The following is a 16632-nucleotide window of genomic DNA, read 5'->3' as shown; positions in this document are numbered from 1 at the left end:
GGGATGGCAATGTTAGCAATAGAAAAAAAGACTAAAACTAATAATGTAAAGATAAGTCCTAGTAAAATATTTTTATATGTACTGTTGATACTTCTTGCAGTAATATGTTTTGTTCCTTTTTATATAATGATTATTAATGCTACACATACAAATGGAGAAGTAGCATCAAAAATATGGCTTACACCAGGTACAGCTCTAATGAGTAATTATCACAGGTTAACACAAAATACTAATATCTGGCGTGGATTTTTTAATAGTGTTTTTCTTGCAGTTGCAACAACAGTAGTAAGCGGATATTTTAGTGCATTAACTGCTTATGGATTTTCAAGATATAAATTTAAAGGAAGCAAGGCACTTTATGCAGTTGTATTAGGTACAATGATGATTCCAGGGCAATTAGGATTAATAGGATTTTATCAATTAGTAGTTAAAATTGGTATGGCTAATAGCTATCTTCCTTTAATACTTCCAGCCATGGCAAATGCAAGTTCTGTTTTCTTTATTAAAGGATTTACAGATGGAGCAGTAAATAAATCTTTAATTGAAGCGGCAAGAATAGATGGCTGCAGTGAATTTGCTATATTTAATAAAATAGCACTACCTCTTATGTCACCTGCTATAGCAACTATGTCAATATTTACCTTCATAGGAACTTGGAATAGTTACTTAGTACCTCTTATTATATTAACAGATATGAACAAGTATACACTTCCAATTATGCAGGTTGTTGCAAAAGGTGTTTATGCAACTGATTATGGTGCTATATATGTATGTATTACAATTTCTGTTGTTCCAATAATGTTGGCCTTTGCATTTATGTCAAAGAAGATAGTTGGAGGACTTACAATAGGTGGAGTTAAGGGTTAATTCCATATAACCCTTAAGTTAAGCCATAAAAAATTAAAAATGGACGGTGGTATTTATGGGATTTAAAGAAGACTTTGTATGGGGCTCAGCTACAGCTGCATATCAAATTGAGGGAGCGGCATTTGAAGACGGCAAAGGTCTTTCAGTTTGGGACACATGTTGTAAAAGACCAGGCTTTGTAAAGCATGGTCATACAGGAAATGTAGCTTGCGACCATTATCATAGATACAAAGAAGACGTTAAGCTTATGAAAGAAATGGGATTAAAAGCCTATAGAATGTCGATTTCTTGGCCAAGAATACTTCCTGATGGTATTGGAAAAATTAATGAAAAAGGTTTAGATTTTTACGATAAATTAGTGGATGAACTCCTACAAAATGGAATTACACCATATATAACTCTCTTTCATTGGGATTACCCACAGGAATTGTATAAAAAAGGTGGGTGGCTAAATCGTGATAGCTCAAATTGGTTTGCTGAATACACTAAGGTTATTGTTGATAGATTGTCGGATAGAGTTAATCACTGGATGACTGAAAATGAACCTCAATGTTATATTAATTTGGGGCATGGAGAGGGTACTCATGCTCCTGGTTTAAAACTTGATTTAAGTGATGTTTTGTTAGCAGGACACAATTCTCTTCTTGGACATGGAAAGGCAGTTCAAACTATAAGGAAGTATTCAAAGCTGGACTGTGAAATTGGATATGCACCTATTGGAGTAGTATCATTTCCAGATACAAATTCAAAAGAGGATATAGAAGCGGCAAGAAAAGCAACCTTTGGATTTGATGGCCCTAATTTATGGAATGCAGCGTGGTGGATTGATCCAGCATATCTTGGACATTATCCAGAAGAAGGCCTTAAGGCTTTTGAAAAATGGATGCCTAAAATTGGCGCAAATGATATGGAAACAATTCATCAACCTGTTGATTTTTTAGGAATTAATGTATATCAAGGTGGCAGAGTAAGAGCCGGTGTAAGCGGAAAACCAGAAGTAGTAGAATTGAAGGCAGGATATCCTGAAACAGCAATAAAATGGCCAGTAACTCCTGAGGCTCTGTATTGGGCACCAAAATTCTTTTATGATAGATATAAAAAGCCAATAGTAATAACTGAAAATGGAATGTCAGGTTTAGATTGGGTAAGCCTTGATGGAAAAGTACATGATCCTCAAAGGATTGACTATTTAAATAGATATTTGAAAGAATATAAAAGAGCAGCAGAAGATGGAGTAGATGCAAAGGGTTATTTCTGTTGGTCCTTAATGGATAACTTTGAATGGGCAGAAGGCTATGGTGAAAGATTTGGACTTATTCACGTAGATTACGAAACACAGAAAAGAACCATAAAGGATTCTGGATACTGGTATAAGCAAGTTATGGAGACTAATGGAGAAAATTTATAAGCTTGTTTGTAGATATTTAAAATTATTGCCAACAAAGGTGTAGTGCAAAACAAAATAATAAGTGGGAGCTCTGCATAAAAATGATGTGATTAATAGCATCTTGAAACCTTAAATAAAATTAATAAATCTAAGAGACTAAATCGCAAAATTCTAAGAACTTTCAATAACTCGCAAGAGGCAGCTCAAACAATTGAAAGTTCTAAGACTTTTCCAATTTAGTCCATAAGATTTATAAAATTTTATTTAAATGTTTCTTCAATGCTATTCCTCACATCATTTTTTTATGCAGAGTTCCCACTTATTATTTAAGTTTTTGTACTACACCCTTGTTTTTGCAAGTTTTTAATATCTATTGAAACTAGCTCAACTATCAAAAGTTCCTAACTCCAAGTTTTGTAATACGAACTTATTTAAACATTGGAAATAAAGTAATTTTAGTGTTCTAGAAGATTATAAGCATCAGCAGCGAAATTGAAGTCATCTTCTGCAGTTATTTCACCATAAGAATCTTCCCTAATTCCAGGATAATAATACAATATAAATCTTTCACCATCTGATAAGTTTTCAAGCAGAATATATCGCTTATCCTTTAAACTATCTTGAACTATTGCTAAAACAGTATAGCTATCATCTATACCAGTTGAATTGTTTAATAAATCTAAGGTTTTGTTTTTAAAAACTACTACATTAGTTCGTGAATGATCACAGTAAGCAACTCGTCCAGATTTTTCACATCTATTACAGGTATCAAACTTACATTCCGCAGTGCATTTCAGGCATTCACAAGAACAGCAATTTTCAAGTTGATCTAGATCTTCTCTGTGATCAGCTTTATATGACTCAAGAAGATCTATGTATTTATTGCTCTCAAACATGCTGCCAAAGAACCCTTTATTTTTTTTTGCTTCTGTATTAGCAGAATTAAGAAGCTCCATATATTTACTTAATACAGATTGCCTTGATATATATTTTCTATTATTAAGAGTAGATTTATCAAGTAATCCTGATATATCATCTATAGCAAATGCTATAGATGAATAAATTTTTCCATAAGTGTCTTTTTCTCTAGATATAAATTCTTCTGTCTTACTCATAAGGAAGACCTCCTACTTATTTTCATTAGCAGCATTTTTGTATTTTGCTAATTCATCATCAAGATTTGATTCTCCTAATTTTTCAAATTCTTTATCTAAGGAGGTGTCGTTCTGTAAATCTCCTAGGCCTTCTGCAAGAGCTTCTTTCTTTTCAATTTTTCTTTCTATATCATCTAAATTTATTTTATTTGAGCCAGCATCAACGTTTGAAAGAACTTCATTTACTTGCTTAGTTGCCTCAGCATTGTTATACCTTGCAGCAGCTTCATCTCTGTAAGTCCTTGTTTTTTCGATTTCTTCTTCAAGATCCCTTAATTTGTCCTTTATTACTGCTGCTTTTTTAGATGCATCTTCGTAACTTTTTGAAAGAGATTCATATTGTTTGTCAGCATCTAATTTCTTTTGAAGTGCTCTCTTAGCTAGATCATCATTTCCTTTTTGTACAGCAAGTTTTACTTTTGCATCAAAATCAGCTGATTCTAATTTTGCCTTTTCCATTTTCTTTTCAATTTCATGAACGTTTCCTAAAATTTGAGCAGAAGAAACTTTGGCGGTATTAAGGCTTTCTTCCATATCTCTTATTTTTTGATCAAGTAATTCAATTGGATTTTCCATTTCATCTAAGGTATCATTAACCTTTGCCCTCATCATATTTGATATTCTTTTAAAAACTCCCATAATTATAGCCTCCTAAGATTTTTTATTTAAATTTTTTAATAAAGCTAATTTATCTTCTCATTTTCTTTATCAACTTATAAATAAATACCACTATTATGATAAATAGTATGAATTTAAATAAGAAGCCTATTGCAGAAAAACCACCTCTACCATAATAATGACTATGACCAAATGGTATTGGTATAGGTATTGGAACGTAGCTTCTTTTTGTTGATGTATTGCCACTATAACTGCTTGATTTGCCGCTTGAATTTCCAAATGAACTTGATTTAGAACTTTTGGAGGAATTACTAAAACTTCCAGATTTAAAACTATTGCCAGAACTTGAGTGACTACCACTGCTAAAACTGCCAGAATGAAAACCAGCTCTTGGTGCAGCGGATACAACGTTGTATTTGACACATCCATTAGAATTTAAGTAATTTATATTTAATATGTTACCAAATGTAAAAATAAAAAAGATTAAAAGAGATAGAATAAGTTTTTTATGCTTAATTTTAAACACCTCCGCAATATGGGACTGTACTCTGATTTAATGGTTCACATTAATTTTAAGTTACGTATTAAATAAGCTTATTGCGACAGCCCCATAAAGTATAATATATAAATATTATATATTAAATTACTAAGTTTTTGAATGACTAGAAGATTTATTTATTAGGCTGTGTTTTAAATTTATCTATGAAAAGATTATATGATAATTTATACTACATTACAATATACAAATAAACTCATTTTATGTTTTGATAAACTGCTTGTCCATAAAAGAATCATTTAATCTTTTTGTATCTCTCTTTTTCGCAATTTTTCATATGAATTGGATAGAAATAAACTTGTAATAGGTTTATGAATAACTTATAATGGAATTATTAAGATTGTAGGAATTGTAAGTGAAGAATACAAAATACAAAATACGATAAATATAGATTTGAGCTATAGAGCATTAAATTTTAATAGTTGAGCTAGTTTAACTATATTTGTGATTTGTATTTTGAAGTAAGATGGGAGGGCAAGAAATCATGGAAGAAAAATTTAATATAGAAAAAATGAAAAAATTAGTAGAGGATATGTCAAAGAGCAGTACAATAGAGTATGAAGAACTTCCAAATCTTGATTTATTTTTATCTCAAGTTATTGATTTTTTAAATGATAAATTTCAAAATGAAAATTATACTAAAAACATAGTTCAAAATTATATAAAAGGATGTGTTATATCTAAGCCTGAAGATGGAAAAAAGAAAGGATACACAAAGGAACATGTGGCACAACTTTTACTTTTAAGTTATATGAGACCTGTACTTACAACAGAAGAGATAAAGAAAGTTTTTAATCTTGCGTTTAATGAAATAAATGATAGAAGTGATGATATAATATCATGGGAGCAGGCATATAAAGTGTTCGCAGATGTTCAAAAAAATTATTTTGAAAATGTATTTAATGAACAGTACTTAAGCAATAATAAGCTTCAAGAGATAATAAAGGGGTTTAAACTTGATGAAAAAAATGAGGAAAGAATATTAGTATTTTTAGTTGTTATGAATTTGGTAGCACAGGCAAGTGTTATTAAGAATATAGCAAAAAAAATTATAGATGAATATGAGGAAAATTAGAAAAACCTATGCAAGAATATGCATTTTAAATTAAAGATAATGGGGCTGTCGAGCTAATACTATTTGATACGTAACTTAAAATTAATACGAACCATTATTCAGCTGTACTCTGAATAATGGTTCGTATTTTTTTATTTCCGTATAAAGTATTTTGTTCGACGGCCCCATTGAAATTAACTTAAATATGAACATAGTGAAAAATTCTATTTACTGAATTTTTTTATGGCTGGTAAAATTCATCTTGAACATTTTGATACAGTATGTTATAATTATTCAAAAGAATGAATAATTATAACACAAGTAATCAATTTAATGTAATATAAATAAAAGTATAAATAGGGGAGGGGACCTTAAAATTGAATTTAAGGAATAGAAGTTTTTTAACACTTTTAGATTATAGTCCAGAAGAAATAGATTATCTTTTAAAGCTTGCTAAAAAACTAAAGAAGGATAAGTATGAAGGTTGTGAAAAGCAGTATTTAAAAGGAAAGAATATAGCGCTTATATTTGAAAAAGATTCTACTAGAACAAGGTGTTCTTTTGAAATTTCAGCATATGATCAAGGCGCACATCCAGTTTATATAGGTTCGGCAGGAAGTCCTATAGGGAAAAAGGAATCTATAAAAGACAGTGCAAGAGTTCTTGGAAGAATGTTTGATGGAATAGAATACAGAGGATTTGAACAAGAAAGTGTTGAGATTTTAGCAAAATATTCTGGAGTACCTATATGGAATGGATTAACGGATACAGATCATCCAACTCAAACACTTGCAAATTTTCTTACAATACAGGAGAAGGTTAATAAGCCATTAAACGAAGTAAAATTAGTATATTGCGGTGATGGAAGAAATAATGTTGCAAATGCGCTTATGATTGGTGCTGCAAAGATGGGTATGAATTTTGTTATTGCTGCACCGAAAAAGCTTTTTCCAGATAAAACTCTTGCTGAAAAGTGTATAAATATTGCAAAAGAGACGGGCGGAAGTGTAACAATAACTGATAATGTGGACGATGCTGTTCTTAATGCTGATGTTTTATATAATGACATATGGGTATCTATGGGTGAAGATGATGAGATATGGAAGGAAAGACTTAGTATTTTAATGCCTTATCAGATAAATATGGAACTTATTAAAAAGACTAAGAATCCAAATGTAAAATTTACACATTGTTTGCCATCCTTCCATGACTTAAATACAATAGATGCAAAGTGGGTTTATGACAAGTTTGGCGTTGAACCTTTTGAAGTTACAGATGAAGTATTTGAAAGTGAATACTCAATGGTATTTGATGAAGCTGAAAATAGGTTGCATACTATAAAGGCAGTAATGGTTGCAACACTTGGTGACATTTAATATTTGAAAATAGCCTAACATACTAAAGGAAGCTATGTTTTAAATAAGTGTGAAAATCAACACTTATTTAAAACATAGCCAATTAAAAAGAAGCACTAATCTTTAATGGATTGGTGTTTTTTTTGTTTGAAAACTGTGAAAGTATACATCATTATGTGCCCAAAATAATAAAGGATAAGGAAAGTTATACCCATACTATAGATTTTGATTTATATAAATACTTACATTATATGCTATATTTATGATATTAGTATATAATAAGAGTAATTAATTAGTTATTTGGTTGGTGATGATAATGGAAAAGAAGATTTTAATTATAGAAGATGATTTAGAAATTTGTAATTTACTCAAGGAATTTTTAGAGGAAAGTGGATATGCTGTAAAAACTGTTTGTAGTGGCATAGAGGGAATGAAAGAAATAAGAAATTATACTTTTAATCTGGTTATATTGGATTTAATGCTTCCTTTTAAAAGTGGTGATGAAATATTAAGAGAAATGAGAACATTTTTAGATACACCTGTTATTGTGGTGTCTGCAAAAGATACTGTACATACTAAGGTTGATTTGCTGCGATTAGGTGCAGATGATTATGTAACAAAACCCTTTGATTTAAATGAACTACTTGCAAGAATAGAAAGTAATTTAAGACGATGCAGCGCGAATGAAAGCTTAGAAAAATCAATTTTAATTTATAAGGATATAGTATTAAATACAGAACAAAAGAAAGTAACAGTAAGAGGAACTGCACTTGTTTTAACTTTAAAGGAGTATGAAATTTTAGTATTGTTATTGAAGCATCCGCAAAAGGTGTTTTCAAAAGCTAATCTTTTTGAAAGTGTATGGAATGAAGAATATTTTAGTGAGGATAATACATTAAATGTTCACATAAGCAATATCAGAAGCAAATTAAAAAATGCAAACCCCAATGAGGAGTATATAGAAACTATTTGGGGGATGGGGTATAAACTAATGTGAAGTAAGTGCATTGAAGGATGATTTAAATAAAATTTTATAAATCATCCTTCAATGCACTTACTTCACATTTCACGGTAGTTCAAGGTAAAAAATTTAGTGCCTACGGAATTTTGGGAATGATTTAAGGTTTTCTTTATAATTTATTTAAGGATTTCTTTAAACTAGAATTTTAAAATTAAAGTATAGGTAAGGATAAAATGCTTGAAACTTCAAAATTAATTTGTATCAAAATGTCATCTTCTAGGCATTATGATGCAAATTGATTTTGGAAGTTGAAACGGTTTATCTGTAAAACGAAGGGGCGAAGCTTATGAAATATATTTTAGAAACCAAGAATTTAACTAAAAAGTATAGAAATACATTGGCACTAAATAATGTAAATATAAAGCTTGAGAAGGGTAATGTTTATGGCTTTATTGGACAAAATGGTGCAGGAAAAACGAGTTTAATAAGACTTATTACTGGACTGTCTTTTAAAACTTCTGGAGAACTTTATTTGTTTGGAGAAACTGGAGAAAAAAAGCTTCAAGAGCAAAGAAAGCGTATAGGCTGTATGGTTGAAACTCCAGCGCTATATCCTAATATGACAGCATATCAAAATTTAGAGATTCAACGTATGCAAAGAGGTATTCCGGATAAAAAAGTTATTAAAAATACTTTAGAATTAGTTGGGTTAAAGGATACAGAAAAAAAAACTGTGAGAAATTTTTCGTTAGGAATGAGGCAGAGATTAGGAATAGCAATTGCGTTGATTAATGACCCGGAATTTTTGATTTTGGACGAGCCTGTTAATGGACTTGATCCAGTTGGAATTGTTGAAATAAGAGAACTTATAAAAAAATTAAATAAAGAAAAAGGCATGACTATACTAATATCAAGTCACATTCTTGAAGAACTTTATCAAACGGCAGATCACTATATTATTATTTCCCATGGAGTTATTTTAGAAAACTTAACTTTAGAAGAACTTAATGAAAAATGTAAAAAGCATATTGCAATTAAAGTTGATAATGTAGCACGTGCAACCACTATATTAGAAGAAAAATTGCATGCTGAAAACTATCAAGTAATGCCAGATAAAACAATTCGATTATATGATTATTTAGATGATATAAAATCTGTTTCAAGAGAACTATCTAAAAACAATTTAATAATAACAGGTATATCTTTAGCTGGAGATTCTCTTGAAGATTATTTTATTAAGAGAATTGGAGGGGATAAACGTGATTAACCTTCTTAGAACAGAGCTTTATAAAATGTTTCGCAGTAAAAGTTTCTGGGTTATACTCATAATCAGTACAGCTCTCGGAGTTATGATGTCTCAAGATGGTAAGGCACGTGTTGCGAAAGACCAAATTATTAGTATTAGTTTTTATTGTACATGTATTTTAATGTTGTTTCCAATATTACTTGGATCTATATCTTTTGGAAATGATTTTATAAATAGAACTATAAATAATGAAGTTTCTGCAGGGCACAACAGATTAAAGATATTTTTTTGTAAGGTTATTGTGTATTTTATTGGAGTTAATTTCATTATTTTAATGGCTCCATTTGTAAATTTGATTTTTAATTATAGTTTACATAGTATTCATAATGAATTTATTAGTGAAGGAGCCATCCTAATAAAAACCTTTTTTATAACAGCTTTATTGGGAATGGCTGCATCAAGTGTGATTATATTTATGGCTTTTATATTTAGAGATGTTGGAAAAACGGTTGGAATTTCAGTTTTTATGTATATTTTAAATATTCAAATGTTAGCAAGCAGTTCTATAAAAACAACTTGGATAAGATTTTTACCATTATCAGAGATGCGTCTGATTTTATATAGACCTTTAATAAAAGGGCAATTTGAAGAAGCAGGAGTAGTTTCCATTACTACAATAATATTTTTTTTAGCAGGTTCATATTTATGCTTCAAAAGAGCAGAATTGCGTTAGAAGGAAGTGAAGTTAAATGATAAAGATATTAAAAACGGAATTGTATGAGTTTAGGCATGATTTTATTTGCTTATGTATGCTAGTTATTCCTTTATTTTATGGGATATTTTCTGGAAGTGGATATATAGAATGTAATTATTTTAATTTGAAACAAGGCGGATATGAGGTGCTAATAGCAATGCTTTATGATGCACCAGGAACTTGTCTTTTGATTTCTGCCTTTCCTGCGCTTTTAATAGGAAAAAGTTTTTCAAATAGAACTATAATGCCTAAAATAACAGCTGGAAATAGTAGAAGTAATGTGTTTTTTAGTAAAGCTATTTCAATACTTAGTATTTCAGTTATAGCAACAATAATTTATTCAATTTCGGGTGCTGCTGCTGTTACACTAAAATATGGTTGGAATGCACCAGTTTTGGAGTCTGTATTTACTTTAATAAAAATTATGATTTGCACCATACTCTTATATGCTGTTATATTTTCAGCCATAATATTTTGGGCAGTAATATTTAAAGATACAATTAGAACTATTATAGCCTCGGTGATTACAATTTTTATAAATGCAGTGTATATAGCTTATGGCAGGGGATGGAGATTACCAATATCTATGCACCCAATGATACTACTTAGAACAATTTTACAAAGCAATTCGCTGGTGAAATTTATAGGATTTTCTTTATATGCAGCAATACTACTAAGTATTATGTTAATATTAAGTTATAATATATTTAGAAGATGTGAACTTAAATAAGGCTAAAGGATGAGCATGATGATAATCTTAATTCTACTAAGCATTTCTATGATTTTATTGATGTTCTATATATTTTACTTAAAAACACAAATAAAAAGCATAGGAAAACAATTAGAAAATATATCCGAAGGTAAGACGGAGAAGAAAATAGATATATCGTTACTTGATAGGGATATAGAAGCCTTGGCTAGTAATATTAATAGAAATATTGATTTTCAAAGGCAGCTCAGGATAGATGTTTTCAGGAATGAACAAAAGCTTAAAGATTCTATTGCAAGCATTTCTCATGATCTAAGAACACCGCTTACATCTATAATGGGTTATCTTCAACTATTGGAGAAGAGTGAATTATCAGATAAGCAAAAAGAAAAAGTAGATATTTTAAAGAAGAAATCTGAGCTTCTGCAAAATTTAATTACAAGTTTTTTTGAAATAACTATTATTGAAAATGATAATGTTAATGTAAAATTGGAAAAGATTAATTTGAATAATTTTATTTCAGAGATTATGCTCTCCAGTATTTATTCTTTTAAAAATGCAAATATTCAACCGATTTTTGATGTGCCAGATACTACTATATTTATAGAAGCTGATAAGTTAATTTTACAGCGTATAATACAAAATTTAATATCTAACACACTAAAATATGCTAATGGATATATTAAAATTTCACTTGTTCAAAAGGAACATGTTGAATTGAGCTTTAAAAATAAAGTTGAAGCTCCTAAAAATATAAATGTAGATTTACTATTTGAAAAATTTTATACAGCGGATAAAGCAAGAAGTTCTGGTAGCACTGGACTTGGACTTGCCATAGTTAAACTACTAGCTGAAAAAATAAATGCTAAAGTTGCAGCAGAAATTAATGGTAATATATTGAGTTTGAAAATTATATTTTAGAAATAAAATCCAAAACGAGAGATAATCCAAATATATATTACCATGAAGTACAGTATTATTTGCAATCGTCCTTTAAGTAAGAATAATATTTAGTGGACCCAGTAAACAACTATATAAATTATTCAGAAATGATAATGCCAACATCAAATTATTGGAATGTGATTCACGGTACAAAACCAGGAGAAACAGTACAGGATGAAGAAGGAATGCAAATAATGAGAGTTTTAGGTAAGAATATGGCATGGTTATTAAAACTTTCTGAAACAGCAAAAGGTAAGGTAGAAGAAAATAAGATGGAAGATAAAATATTTACGAATTTCATAAGATAAATGTTTAGGATATTTATTAAAAAACGTAAAATTTCAATCGCGAGGAAATTATATATGACATGATGCTGTCATATATAATTTATTACAATGGTGAAGTGAAATAAATTATAATTTTTGGAGGATATCTATGGGAGTGGTAATAATTTCAGGTTCACCAAGAAAAAATGGTAATACAGAGCTACTGTTATCTATATTGAACATTGAATTGAAAAAAAATAACATAAATACGGAATTCATTAGTTTGTCTGGGAAGAAAATAAATCATTGCATAAATTGTGATAAGTGTATAGGTATTAATAAATGTATTCAAAATGATGATTTTAATAGTATTTATAGTAAGGTTTTAGAAAATAAAGGACTTGTTATTGGAAGTCCTGTGTATGTAGGTATGCCAACATCTTTACTTATGGCTTTTATTCAAAGATTAACTTATGTTTCTTATAATAATAACCATACGTTGTCAAAAAAGATAGGAGGTCCGATTGCCGTTGGTGGGGAAAGCGGACAATTGACAACTATAAATTCACTAGTCGATTTTTATCTTGTGAATGAAATGCTTATACCAGGGTCTAATTATTGGAATATTGGTGTTGGAATTAATAAAGGAGATATTAAAAAAGACGAAAAGGGAAAAGCATATATTATGAGTTTTGCACAAAATTTATCATCAACGATGAAAATAATGGAGGAGAAAGTGATATGAAAAAAGGGGACAAATTGTTTGTAAGAATTGATTACGAAAAAGGTGAATTAAAGACTACTTCAAAAGATTTTGAGGATCATGTAGAATATTTGAAAGGTATTGCAGCGGAAAGATATTTTGCTGGTGGCGGGTTTAATAATGCTGAAGGTGGGTTGATTATATTTGAAGCTAAGGATTTGAAAGAGGCTAAAATAATTGCTGAAAAAGATCCCATAATTGCAAGAGGTTTATATAAAACTAAAGTATATGAATGGGAGTTATTGATAACTAGTGACAAAAGAATTTAAACTCTTGTATTGGTATATAGCTTCAATAATGGGGCTGTTGAACTAAATATATTTAAACATAATTTTAGTGTGACAGCCACTATATATATTAAACTCTTTATTTATCACAGGCTTATATATTTTGATCCAATACTGTTACAATTTTTTTTAAGTCTAAATCATGAAATCTTCTGCCAACGATTTGTACTCCTATGGGCAATCCTTCTTTAGATTTTCCAATCGGTATAACAATGACAGGACTTGAGGTTAGGGAAAAGGGGGTTGTATATCCCATATTAGCAGTAGCATAAGAAACTTTTTTGCCATCTACAAGCATATCGTCGTAAATTACTTGATATCCTCTTGTTTTAATAGGAAGTTTGTGCTTAAATGCTGGAGTGACTGTAACTGGAGATATTAAAATATCATAATTATCAAATAGAGAATCAAGCTGCATTATGCACTTTTCTCTAACTTCTTCCGATAATAAAAAGTCTCTAAGTTTGGAAGACATTTTCCATTTTAGTAAAAACCTTATAATAGGTGGCAGAGAAATTGACATATTACCATAAATAAGCTTTAAGAAACAATCGCGTGCTTTTGAAAAATCAAATTCGTCTTGATTTATTTTTTTTACTTGAAAATTTCTCTTCAGTTTATTTATATATTCAGTATAAACGTACCTATAATCTTCAGATAAAGGTAAACCACTACTGTTTTCTGTATAAATAATTTTTATAGGATTATTACTATAGGTAGAAGGAAATAGCATGCTTTTATTTGCTAGTACATTAAATAAAAAATCAATATCTTCAAGAGTTTTTGCCTGAATACCTATACGAAGAATGTTTGACATAGTGCTTCCATATGGTTTCCCACCTACAATATTTTCTAAGGGAATAACCTTATCGGTTCCAATCATACCATAAATACCACAAAAGTGAGCTGGAACACGAATAGAGCCCATGAAGTCGTTGCCAATATCTGCATCACTAATACCTAATTTTATAGAAGTAGCTCCTCCACCACTGCTGCCTCCGCAAGTATACTCTGGAAAGTCAGGATGATTTGTTCTGCCATAAATAGCATTAAAGGTTTGCATGTCCATTGCAGCAGCAGGCATATTTGTTTTACCTAGGATGATAGCATCTTCACTTTTTAAATTTTTTACTACAGAACAATCTTCTGAGGCAATGCTATTTTTAAATTTTTCTATGCCGCCTGTAGAGGGAAGACCTTTTACATCTAAATTATCTTTTATTGTAATGATTGCGCCACAAAGTTTGCCAACACTTTTACCTGCTTGAATTTTGCCATCTATTTTCATTGCTTGTGATAAAAGTTCTGTTTCATTATAAGCTACAACTGAATTGTAAGTTTTATATTTTTCTAAAAGAATTAATCTATCTTTTAAAATTGTTTCTAGTTTTATGCCTTTATTTTTTACGGTATCTATGTTTTTTAACATTGTTGATTCCATAAAAACACCTCCTATTTAACTTTAATATTTTAGGAGGTATTTTACTGTTCATTTCTTGCTTTTTTTACGGGTACGCAAAAAGTAATTGTAATATTGTTATTTGCATCTGCTCCGTAAAATTCCACAAAAGGACGGAAATCAGGCAGCAATTGATGCTGTACTAGGTAAAAACCGTAGAGATATCTCATATATTTGAAAAAAATCTCGGCAAAATTTTTTTGATTGCGATTCATTTTGCAGCATATATATTGGCCAGAAGTTTTAAAGGTACGAAAAGTTAGAGTGTCGGTAAATACATAATCCTTTACAGCAGCGCAAGCATAATATTTACAGCTATCTAATGCTTGTACTTCTGGCGTATCAACAGTTATGCCGCAAATTTTTATTTCACTATTTAGTGGATTTTTTTTTAGCCAATAAAAGATTTCATGATATGCTTTTTCAATTTCAGGATTTTCAAAGGACTCAGATAATCCAGTTACACCTATACAGAGAGTTTTTAAGTTTGATAAGGTGGTTTCATAAAAACACTTATCTATATGGCTATCATAGGTATATTCAGGAAATGATATTTTTGCAAATCTAACTGGATATTTTCGTTCTTTGTAAGCTTTATATTGTGTAGGGGTACATCTAAATAGCTTTTTAAAATTTTTAGAAAATGCACTTGGAGTTGAAAAGCCACTATCTAAAGCTATTTTAGTAATATCGCAGGTTTCATAAAGTAGCTGGCTTGCGGCAATATTAAGCTTTCGTGTTAAAACGTATTCGTGCAAAGATGTACCAGTTATTGCGTAGAAAATTCTATGAAAATGATATGGTGAAAAACCAGCTATTTTAGACAATGCTTGTAATGATAAGTCAGAATCAATATTATTATCTAGATACTCTAATGCGGCTTCAATACGAAGTTTATATGAATTGATTTTATCCATTTATTATACAGACCTTTCACAGTACTAAACTAATTGCTTATAAATTTTTTGGCTATGTTTTAAATAAGTGCTGATTTTCACACTTATTTAAACATAGCAAATTTTTTAAACGAGTCTAATTCTCTAACTTTTTTTAATTCTTCGTCCTCTAAAATGTATTTTAAAAACTTAGGATATAATTTTAAAGCCACGATTATATCCTCACATGCCTTATTTTCTTCATTAAGTAAAGCATAAAAGCAACTTCTATTGTAGTATAAAAAGTGTACTTCACTGCAATTATTAATTCCAGCTGATAAAATTTCTATACCTTTTTTTGTGTCTTTATATTTATAAATTATAGCTAAATTTAAGTAACTATAAGAATAAGAACTATTCCTTTCAATAGATGCTTCATAGAAATTAATAGCTTTTTCTATCATATTAAACTTGCTATAAATTACACCCATATTAAATAAGGCTAAATAATTATTTGGTTCTATTTTTAAAGCCTTTGAAAACAATCTGTATGCAAGGTTATTCTCGTTTTGTTCTTCATAAATGGAGCCCAAATTTAAGTTTGCCCAAAAATCCATTGGATTTAAATTTAAAAGCTTTTTATAGGTTTCTATTGCCAAGTTTTTTTTACCCGATACATCATAGGCATTTGCAAGGAAGAAATAAGCTGCATAATAATTTGGATTTATATAGATAGCTTTATTATATAAATTTATAGCTTCTTCGTATTGGCCTTCATCGTCATATATTGTAGCTAAACCATAGTAGGCTCTTTCTTCATAATCGTCTATGCTTAAAGCCTTTCTATAATATTCCTTGGCCTTTTCTACTTTTTCTAAGGAGTCATATATTAAAGCTAAATTAATTAGTGCTTCCAAATTTTCACCATTTGAAAGTTCATAAACTTTGTTATACAAATTTAAGGCTTTAATTAATTTATCCTCGTTAAAAGCCTCCTCTGCCTTTTCTAAATATCTATTAATCTGTATATCATTCTTCATTTATATAGTTTCCTCCTCATGCATCTTATACTAAGTATACCATAATTACAATTTGAAGCAGAGTACAATATGTAAGTAGGTACACAATTTGAAAAATTAAAATTGCTAATGCCAGATTCATCCTGATAAATTACAATTTAACACAGAGTACGGAGTACAGAGTACAGAGTACAACGAAGGATGATTTTTCTCCGTTAGCACTGCGAAAAATCTGAAAACTTATTTTTTTATTGCTGCGCAATTGCGCCATTGATGGCGCTCAGCGAAGCTGACAACATTAAGTTTAAGATTTACCTGAGAGAAGCGAAAGGCAAATCATCATTCACTGTACTCTGTACT

At 29.9% G+C, this 16632-nt stretch carries 17 protein-coding genes and 1 pseudogene; 12 read left to right on the top strand and 6 right to left on the bottom strand.

What is annotated here, in order from left to right:
* Window positions 1-9 precede the first annotated feature (9 nt).
* Window positions 10-867 carry a carbohydrate ABC transporter permease gene (locus CUEA01_RS22840; protein ID WP_235699991.1) on the top strand — a complete coding sequence of 286 codons (858 nt, stop codon included), beginning with the start codon at window positions 10-12 and terminating at the stop codon, window positions 865-867.
* A 55-nt stretch (window positions 868-922) separates the two neighbouring features.
* On the top strand, window positions 923-2275 hold the full coding sequence (locus CUEA01_RS22835) for a GH1 family beta-glucosidase (protein ID WP_234124552.1): 1353 nt from the start codon (window positions 923-925) through the stop codon (window positions 2273-2275).
* A gap of 434 nt (window positions 2276-2709) precedes the next feature.
* Here CUEA01_RS22835 and CUEA01_RS22830 read toward each other — a convergent pair whose 3' ends face one another.
* The 3 genes from CUEA01_RS22830 to CUEA01_RS22820 are packed head-to-tail and all read right to left on the bottom strand — an operon-like array spanning window position 2710 to window position 4552.
* A complete protein-coding gene (locus CUEA01_RS22830; RefSeq protein ID WP_234124550.1) occupies window positions 2710-3369 on the bottom strand; it encodes a DUF1292 domain-containing protein in 660 nt (219 codons plus the stop codon).
* A gap of 12 nt (window positions 3370-3381) precedes the next feature.
* Window positions 3382-4047, bottom strand: a complete 666-nt coding sequence (locus tag CUEA01_RS22825) for a PspA/IM30 family protein (RefSeq protein WP_234124548.1) — start codon at window positions 4045-4047, stop codon at window positions 3382-3384.
* A 49-nt stretch (window positions 4048-4096) separates the two neighbouring features.
* On the bottom strand, window positions 4097-4552 hold the full coding sequence (locus tag CUEA01_RS22820) for an amino acid permease (RefSeq protein WP_234124546.1): 456 nt from the start codon (window positions 4550-4552) through the stop codon (window positions 4097-4099).
* A 514-nt stretch (window positions 4553-5066) separates the two neighbouring features.
* Between CUEA01_RS22820 and CUEA01_RS22815 the strand changes: the two genes are divergently transcribed.
* From CUEA01_RS22815 to CUEA01_RS22770, 10 genes and pseudogenes are all read left to right on the top strand, one after another.
* Window positions 5067-5657 carry a DUF1836 domain-containing protein gene (locus tag CUEA01_RS22815; protein ID WP_234124543.1) on the top strand — a complete coding sequence of 197 codons (591 nt, stop codon included), beginning with the start codon at window positions 5067-5069 and terminating at the stop codon, window positions 5655-5657.
* A 356-nt stretch (window positions 5658-6013) separates the two neighbouring features.
* Complete coding sequence (gene argF / locus CUEA01_RS22810) at window positions 6014-7012, top strand: ornithine carbamoyltransferase (RefSeq protein WP_234124541.1); 999 nt, start codon at window positions 6014-6016, stop codon at window positions 7010-7012.
* A 295-nt stretch (window positions 7013-7307) separates the two neighbouring features.
* Window positions 7308-7988, top strand: coding sequence for a response regulator transcription factor (locus tag CUEA01_RS22805; protein WP_234124539.1), 681 nt, complete (start codon window positions 7308-7310; stop codon window positions 7986-7988).
* A 310-nt stretch (window positions 7989-8298) separates the two neighbouring features.
* The gene (locus tag CUEA01_RS22800; protein WP_234124537.1) at window positions 8299-9219 is read left to right on the top strand and encodes an ABC transporter ATP-binding protein; all 921 of its coding nucleotides are present in this window, start codon (window positions 8299-8301) and stop codon (window positions 9217-9219) included.
* Window positions 9212-9931, top strand: a complete 720-nt coding sequence (locus CUEA01_RS22795; RefSeq protein WP_234124534.1) for an ABC transporter permease — start codon at window positions 9212-9214, stop codon at window positions 9929-9931. Before CUEA01_RS22800 ends, CUEA01_RS22795 begins: the two co-directional genes overlap by 8 nt.
* A gap of 16 nt (window positions 9932-9947) precedes the next feature.
* Window positions 9948-10682 (top strand): ABC transporter permease, encoded by a 735-nt coding sequence (locus tag CUEA01_RS22790; RefSeq protein WP_234124532.1) that lies wholly within the window; start codon window positions 9948-9950, stop codon window positions 10680-10682.
* A gap of 18 nt (window positions 10683-10700) precedes the next feature.
* Entirely contained in the window at window positions 10701-11582 is an 882-nt protein-coding gene (locus CUEA01_RS22785) for a sensor histidine kinase (protein WP_234124530.1), read from the top strand.
* Between the two features lie 95 nt (window positions 11583-11677).
* Window positions 11678-11911 (top strand): annotated as a pseudogene (locus CUEA01_RS22780) (flavodoxin family protein); the annotation flags it as partial.
* A 127-nt stretch (window positions 11912-12038) separates the two neighbouring features.
* A complete protein-coding gene (locus tag CUEA01_RS22775; RefSeq protein ID WP_234124528.1) occupies window positions 12039-12614 on the top strand; it encodes a flavodoxin family protein in 576 nt (191 codons plus the stop codon).
* Window positions 12611-12901, top strand: coding sequence for a YciI family protein (locus tag CUEA01_RS22770; RefSeq protein WP_234124526.1), 291 nt, complete (start codon window positions 12611-12613; stop codon window positions 12899-12901). Before CUEA01_RS22775 ends, CUEA01_RS22770 begins: the two co-directional genes overlap by 4 nt.
* Before the next feature lie 112 nt (window positions 12902-13013).
* Here the strand turns inward: CUEA01_RS22770 and CUEA01_RS22765 are convergent, their stop codons facing one another.
* The 3 genes from CUEA01_RS22765 to CUEA01_RS22755 form a co-directional block, all read right to left on the bottom strand.
* Window positions 13014-14360 carry an amidase gene (locus tag CUEA01_RS22765; protein ID WP_234124524.1) on the bottom strand — a complete coding sequence of 449 codons (1347 nt, stop codon included), beginning with the start codon at window positions 14358-14360 and terminating at the stop codon, window positions 13014-13016.
* A 41-nt stretch (window positions 14361-14401) separates the two neighbouring features.
* The gene (locus CUEA01_RS22760) at window positions 14402-15295 is read right to left on the bottom strand and encodes a helix-turn-helix domain-containing protein (RefSeq protein WP_234124523.1); all 894 of its coding nucleotides are present in this window, start codon (window positions 15293-15295) and stop codon (window positions 14402-14404) included.
* 83 nt (window positions 15296-15378) lie between these two features.
* Complete coding sequence (locus tag CUEA01_RS22755) at window positions 15379-16293, bottom strand: tetratricopeptide repeat protein (RefSeq protein ID WP_234124522.1); 915 nt, start codon at window positions 16291-16293, stop codon at window positions 15379-15381.
* Window positions 16294-16632: the final 339 nt, after the last annotated feature.

Source organism: Clostridium hydrogenum (assembly GCF_021432385.1).
GTDB lineage: Bacteria > Bacillota > Clostridia > Clostridiales > Clostridiaceae > Clostridium_S > Clostridium_S hydrogenum.
Note: the sequence above shows the minus strand (reverse complement) of the source record. Positions and strands in the feature narration are given on the sequence as shown.

Excerpts from the sequence above, each read along its gene's own strand:
- CUEA01_RS22840 (WP_235699991.1), top strand. The coding sequence starts at position 10 with ATGTTAGCAATAGAAAAAAAGACTAAAACTAATAATGTAAAGATAAGT.
- CUEA01_RS22835 (WP_234124552.1), top strand. The coding sequence starts at position 923 with ATGGGATTTAAAGAAGACTTTGTATGGGGCTCAGCTACAGCTGCATAT.
- CUEA01_RS22830 (WP_234124550.1), bottom strand. The coding sequence starts at position 3,369 with ATGAGTAAGACAGAAGAATTTATATCTAGAGAAAAAGACACTTATGGA.
- CUEA01_RS22825 (WP_234124548.1), bottom strand. The coding sequence starts at position 4,047 with ATGGGAGTTTTTAAAAGAATATCAAATATGATGAGGGCAAAGGTTAAT.
- CUEA01_RS22815 (WP_234124543.1), top strand. The coding sequence starts at position 5,067 with ATGGAAGAAAAATTTAATATAGAAAAAATGAAAAAATTAGTAGAGGAT.
- CUEA01_RS22805 (WP_234124539.1), top strand. The coding sequence starts at position 7,308 with ATGGAAAAGAAGATTTTAATTATAGAAGATGATTTAGAAATTTGTAAT.
- CUEA01_RS22800 (WP_234124537.1), top strand. The coding sequence starts at position 8,299 with ATGAAATATATTTTAGAAACCAAGAATTTAACTAAAAAGTATAGAAAT.
- CUEA01_RS22790 (WP_234124532.1), top strand. The coding sequence starts at position 9,948 with ATGATAAAGATATTAAAAACGGAATTGTATGAGTTTAGGCATGATTTT.
- CUEA01_RS22785 (WP_234124530.1), top strand. The coding sequence starts at position 10,701 with ATGATAATCTTAATTCTACTAAGCATTTCTATGATTTTATTGATGTTC.
- CUEA01_RS22775 (WP_234124528.1), top strand. The coding sequence starts at position 12,039 with ATGGGAGTGGTAATAATTTCAGGTTCACCAAGAAAAAATGGTAATACA.
- CUEA01_RS22770 (WP_234124526.1), top strand. The coding sequence starts at position 12,611 with ATGAAAAAAGGGGACAAATTGTTTGTAAGAATTGATTACGAAAAAGGT.
- CUEA01_RS22765 (WP_234124524.1), bottom strand. The coding sequence starts at position 14,360 with ATGGAATCAACAATGTTAAAAAACATAGATACCGTAAAAAATAAAGGC.
- CUEA01_RS22760 (WP_234124523.1), bottom strand. The coding sequence starts at position 15,295 with ATGGATAAAATCAATTCATATAAACTTCGTATTGAAGCCGCATTAGAG.
- CUEA01_RS22755 (WP_234124522.1), bottom strand. The coding sequence starts at position 16,293 with ATGAAGAATGATATACAGATTAATAGATATTTAGAAAAGGCAGAGGAG.